Below are 5,713 nucleotides of genomic sequence, written 5' to 3'. Positions count from 1 at the left end.
GGCGCTTGACGGCAACAACGCAGTGCTGCATAATCTCATCTCTTTGCTGCTTCTGTTGTGAGATTGGGAAGCGGCGTTGCAAGACTTGAAAAAGTTGAGCAAAAAGAAGCAGTTAGCGTAACAAGTGCAAGTAAAAAAGTGCTTGACGCGAAACGAAAAAAGCTTCATAATCTCGTTTCTCTGCTGCTGACAAACAAAACGATTTGTTGGTGTGGTGCCGGCGCCAAGCGCGGGTGCGGCAGGAAGTGGTTCTTTAAAAATTAACAGCCGATAAGTGTGGGCGCTTGATGGAAGCGCAGCAGCGAGACGCAAGTCTGCTGTAAAACTTTACATATCAAGTGCTCACATCAAGAAGTATAGGTAAGTTCGCAAGAACATACCTGTCAGTATTTGAGTGAGCGAGCTTCTTCGGAAGCGGTCCGCAAGGACAACCACAGAGATTGAACTGAAGAGTTTGATCCTGGCTCAGATTGAACGCTGGCGGCATGCCTTACACATGCAAGTCGAACGGCAGCGCGGGCTTCGGCCTGGCGGCGAGTGGCGAACGGGTGAGTAATATATCGGAACGTGCCCTAGAGTGGGGGATAACTAGTCGAAAGATTAGCTAATACCGCATACGATCTACGGATGAAAGTGGGGGACCGCAAGGCCTCACGCTCCTGGAGCGGCCGATATCTGATTAGCTAGTTGGTGGGGTAAAGGCCTACCAAGGCGACGATCAGTAGCTGGTCTGAGAGGACGACCAGCCACACTGGGACTGAGACACGGCCCAGACTCCTACGGGAGGCAGCAGTGGGGAATTTTGGACAATGGGGGCAACCCTGATCCAGCAATGCCGCGTGTGTGAAGAAGGCCTTCGGGTTGTAAAGCACTTTTGTCTGGGAAGAAATCCCTTGGGCTAATACCTCGAGGGGATGACGGTACCGGAAGAATAAGCACCGGCTAACTACGTGCCAGCAGCCGCGGTAATACGTAGGGTGCGAGCGTTAATCGGAATTACTGGGCGTAAAGCGTGCGCAGGCGGTTGTGCAAGACAGATGTGAAATCCCCGGGCTTAACCTGGGAACTGCATTTGTGACTGCACGGCTAGAGTGTGTCAGAGGGGGGTAGAATTCCACGTGTAGCAGTGAAATGCGTAGAGATGTGGAGGAATACCGATGGCGAAGGCAGCCCCCTGGGATAACACTGACGCTCATGCACGAAAGCGTGGGGAGCAAACAGGATTAGATACCCTGGTAGTCCACGCCCTAAACGATGTCTACTAGTTGTCGGGTCTTAATTGACTTGGTAACGCAGCTAACGCGTGAAGTAGACCGCCTGGGGAGTACGGTCGCAAGATTAAAACTCAAAGGAATTGACGGGGACCCGCACAAGCGGTGGATGATGTGGATTAATTCGATGCAACGCGAAAAACCTTACCTACCCTTGACATGGTCGGAATCCTCCAGAGATGGGGGAGTGCCCGAAAGGGAACCGACGCACAGGTGCTGCATGGCTGTCGTCAGCTCGTGTCGTGAGATGTTGGGTTAAGTCCCGCAACGAGCGCAACCCTTGTCATTAGTTGCTACGAAAGGGCACTCTAATGAGACTGCCGGTGACAAACCGGAGGAAGGTGGGGATGACGTCAAGTCCTCATGGCCCTTATGGGTAGGGCTTCACACGTCATACAATGGTACATACAGAGGGCCGCCAACCCGCGAGGGGGAGCTAATCCCAGAAAGTGTATCGTAGTCCGGATTGCAGTCTGCAACTCGACTGCATGAAGTTGGAATCGCTAGTAATCGCGGATCAGCATGTCGCGGTGAATACGTTCCCGGGTCTTGTACACACCGCCCGTCACACCATGGGAGCGGGTTTTACCAGAAGTGGGTAGCCTAACCGCAAGGAGGGCGCTTACCACGGTAGGATTCGTGACTGGGGTGAAGTCGTAACAAGGTAGCCGTATCGGAAGGTGCGGCTGGATCACCTCCTTTCTAGAGTTTGCGCAGCAAGTCAAGCGTTCACACTTATCGGTGTGTTAATAAGAGAGAACAGAAAACAGTGGCAATCGGGGAGTGATAGTCGGCCCGATTGAGCGTGACTGCAATCTGATCAAGCGGGTCTGTAGCTCAGCTGGTTAGAGCACCGTGTTGATAACGCGGGGGTCGTTGGTTCGAGCCCAACCAGACCCACCAAAGAAGTTTCGGGGGTTTAGCTCAGCTGGGAGAGCACCTGCTTTGCAAGCAGGGGGTCGTCGGTTCGATCCCGTCAACCTCCACCACGCATTTCATGGAAATGTCAAACCTAAGTCGACCGCACCACGCGGCATGATTTAGGTTTGATCTTTCAAAGATCATTGGCTGTTGTGTTCTTTAACAATCTGGAAGAAGTAGTAAAGATTTATCAGTTGGATCTTTGCGTTTGTGATGAGCGTGAAGTGAAGACTGGTGGGTTGTGATTGTATCAATCATAAAGTATGTGAAGTGATCTCAAGTAGTAATGATGACCGCTTTGGATACGGCACACGCAAACTCAAGCTCTATAACGTCTCTGGCAACAGAGGCTAACGTTATAGGGACAAGCGAATAAGTGCACATGGTGGATGCCTTGGCGATATCAGGCGATGAAGGACGTTGTAGCCTGCGAAAAGCTGCGGGGAGCTGGCAAACAAGCATTGATCCGCAGATGTCCGAATGGGGAAACCCGGCCTTTTAGGTCATCGTATTCTGAATACATAGGAATACGAAGCGAACGTGGCGAACTGAAACATCTAAGTAGCTACAGGAAAAGAAATCAACCGAGATTCCCAAAGTAGTGGCGAGCGAAATGGGACCAGCCTGCAAGATTTAGCATCAGTGATAGTGGAACGCTCTGGAAAGTGCGGCCATAGAGGGTGATAGCCCCTTACGCGAAATCATTGGTGTGGAACTAGGCTTGCGACAAGTAGGGCGGGACACGTGAAATCCTGTCTGAAGATGGGGGGACCATCCTCCAAGGCTAAATACTCGATATCGACCGATAGTGAACCAGTACCGTGAGGGAAAGGCGAAAAGAACCCCGGAAGGGGAGTGAAATAGATCCTGAAACCGTGTGCATACAAACAGTCGGAGCCTCGCAAGGGGTGACGGCGTACCTTTTGTATAATGGGTCAGCGACTTACATTCAGTGGCGAGCTTAACCGAATAGGGGAGGCGTAGCGAAAGCGAGTCCGAACAGGGCGTCCAGTCGCTGGGTGTAGACCCGAAACCAGATGATCTACCCATGGCCAGGATGAAGGTGCGGTAACACGCACTGGAGGTCCGAACCCACTAGTGTTGAAAAACTAGGGGATGAGCTGTGGGTAGGGGTGAAAGGCTAAACAAATCTGGAAATAGCTGGTTCTCTCCGAAAACTATTTAGGTAGTGCCTCAAGTATCACCATCGGGGGTAGAGCACTGTTATGGCTAGGGGGTCATCGCGACTTACCAAACCATTGCAAACTCCGAATACCGATGAGTGCGAGCTTGGGAGACAGACGCCGGGTGCTAACGTCCGACGTCAAGAGGGAAACAACCCAGACCGCCAGCTAAGGTCCCAAAGATTGGCTAAGTGGAAAACGAGGTGGGAAGGCTAAAACAGTCAGGAGGTTGGCTTAGAAGCAGCCATCCTTTAAAGAAAGCGTAATAGCTCACTGATCGAGTCGTCCTGCGCGGAAGATGTAACGGGGCTAAGCCAGTCACCGAAGCTGCGGATCTGCTTTTAGCAGATGGTAGGAGAGCGTTCTGTAAGCCTGCGAAGGTGTCTCGTAAGGGATGCTGGAGGTATCAGAAGTGCGAATGCTGACATGAGTAGCGATAATGCGGGTGAAAGGCCCGCACGCCGTAAGCCCAAGGTTTCCTGTTCAACGTTCATCGGAGCAGGGTGAGTCGGCCCCTAAGGCGAGGCAGAGATGCGTAGCTGATGGGAAGCAGGTTAATATTCCTGCACCGTCGTTAGATGCGATGGGGGGACGGATCGTGGAAGGTTGTCCGGGTGTTGGATGTCCCGGTTCCTGTATCGTAGACGGCTGGTAGGCAAATCCGCCAGCCATTAGTCAAGGGTATGGGACGAGTGGCTTTGTGCCGCGAAGCAATCGGAAGGGGTCCCAAGAAAAGCCTCTAAGCTTCAGTCTAACGAGACCGTACCGCAAACCGACACAGGTGGGCGAGATGAGTATTCTAAGGCGCTTGAGAGAACTCGGGAGAAGGAACTCGGCAAATTGGTACCGTAACTTCGGGATAAGGTACGCCCTGGTAGCTTGACCGTGTACAACGGAAGGGTGACGGGGTTGCAATAAACTGGTGGCTGCGACTGTTTAATAAAAACACAGCACTCTGCAAACACGAAAGTGGACGTATAGGGTGTGACGCCTGCCCGGTGCTGGAAGATTAAATGATGGGGTGCAAGCTCTTGATTGAAGTCCCAGTAAACGGCGGCCGTAACTATAACGGTCCTAAGGTAGCGAAATTCCTTGTCGGGTAAGTTCCGACCTGCACGAATGGCGTAACGATGGCCACACTGTCTCCTCCCGAGACTCAGCGAAGTTGAAATGTTTGTGATGATGCAATCTCCCCGCGGCTAGACGGAAAGACCCCATGAACCTTTACTGTAGCTTTGCATTGGACTGTGAACCAATCTGTGTAGGATAGGTGGGAGGCTTTGAAGCGGTGACGCCAGTTGCCGTGGAGCCGTCCTTGAAATACCACCCTGGTTTGTTTGCGGTTCTAACCTTGGCCCGTGATCCGGGTTGGGGACAGTGCATGGTAGGCAGTTTGACTGGGGCGGTCTCCTCCCAAAGTGTAACGGAGGAGTTCGAAGGTACGCTAGGTACGGTCGGACATCGTGCTAATAGTGCAATGGCATAAGCGTGCTTAACTGCGAGACTGACAAGTCGAGCAGGTACGAAAGTAGGACATAGTGATCCGGTGGTTCTGTATGGAAGGGCCATCGCTCAACGGATAAAAGGTACTCTGGGGATAACAGGCTGATTCCTCCCAAGAGTTCATATCGACGGGGGAGTTTGGCACCTCGATGTCGGCTCATCACATCCTGGGGCTGTAGCCGGTCCCAAGGGTATGGCTGTTCGCCATTTAAAGTGGTACGTGAGCTGGGTTTAAAACGTCGTGAGACAGTTTGGTCCCTATCTGCCGTGGGCGTTGGAAGTTTGAGGGGGGCTGCTCCTAGTACGAGAGGACCGGAGTGGACGAACCTCTGGTGTACCGGTTGTCACGCCAGTGGCATTGCCGGGTAGCTAAGTTCGGAAGAGATAACCGCTGAAAGCATCTAAGCGGGAAACTCGCCTCAAGATGAGACTTCCCGGAGACTTGATCTCCCTAAAGGGTCGTTCGAGACCAGGACGTTGATAGGCTGGGTGTGGAAGCGCAGTAATGCGTTAAGCTAACCAGTACTAATTGCCCGTGCGGCTTGTCCCTATAACCTTAGCCGGTTGTAGGCAAGAAAAAGCGTATGCCGATTGAGCATCACGCCCGCCAAAACACTCGTAGTAACTACTACTTCTCTCCAGATTGGATTGCCTGCTCACCCAGCAGGCAGTCAACAAGTTATGCCTGATGACCATAGCGAGTTGGTACCACCCCTTCCCATCCCGAACAGGACCGTGAAACGACTCTGCGCCGATGATAGTGCTGCAACCAGTGTGAAAGTAGGTCATCGTCAGGCTAAATACCCGAAAAAGCCCCGCTCAATTGAGCGGGGC

General features: G+C 52.5%; 1 protein-coding gene, 2 tRNA genes and 3 rRNA genes. 5 read left to right on the top strand and 1 reads right to left on the bottom strand.

Going from position 1 to position 5,713, the window contains the following annotated elements; translation table 11 throughout:
- Nucleotides 1-312, bottom strand: a 312-nt coding sequence (locus HGHM_RS23570) for a hypothetical protein (protein WP_218918026.1), incomplete at its 3' end; no start/stop codon positions are given.
- A 130-nt stretch (nt 313-442) separates the two neighbouring features.
- On the opposite strand from HGHM_RS23570, the gene HGHM_RS00770 reads away from it, so the two are divergent.
- The 5 genes from HGHM_RS00770 to rrf all read left to right on the top strand — a co-directional run bounded on the left by HGHM_RS00770 (nt 443) and on the right by rrf (nt 5,676).
- A 16S ribosomal RNA gene (locus HGHM_RS00770) occupies nt 443-1,973 on the top strand.
- A gap of 124 nt (nt 1,974-2,097) precedes the next feature.
- Nucleotides 2,098-2,174 (top strand) — tRNA-Ile (locus HGHM_RS00765).
- A gap of 10 nt (nt 2,175-2,184) precedes the next feature.
- Nucleotides 2,185-2,260 (top strand) — tRNA-Ala (locus HGHM_RS00760).
- A gap of 294 nt (nt 2,261-2,554) precedes the next feature.
- A 23S ribosomal RNA gene (locus tag HGHM_RS00755) occupies nt 2,555-5,429 on the top strand.
- A 134-nt stretch (nt 5,430-5,563) separates the two neighbouring features.
- Nucleotides 5,564-5,676, top strand: a 5S ribosomal RNA gene (rrf, locus tag HGHM_RS00750).
- The 16S, 23S and 5S rRNA genes sit together here with 2 tRNA genes alongside, the layout of an rRNA operon.
- Nucleotides 5,677-5,713 lie beyond the last annotated feature (37 nt).

Source organism: Noviherbaspirillum massiliense JC206 (assembly GCF_000312045.1).
Lineage (GTDB): Bacteria > Pseudomonadota > Gammaproteobacteria > Burkholderiales > Burkholderiaceae_D > Noviherbaspirillum > Noviherbaspirillum massiliense.
The sequence above is the reverse complement of the archived record's forward strand: the minus strand, read 5'-3'. Positions and strand labels throughout refer to the sequence as shown.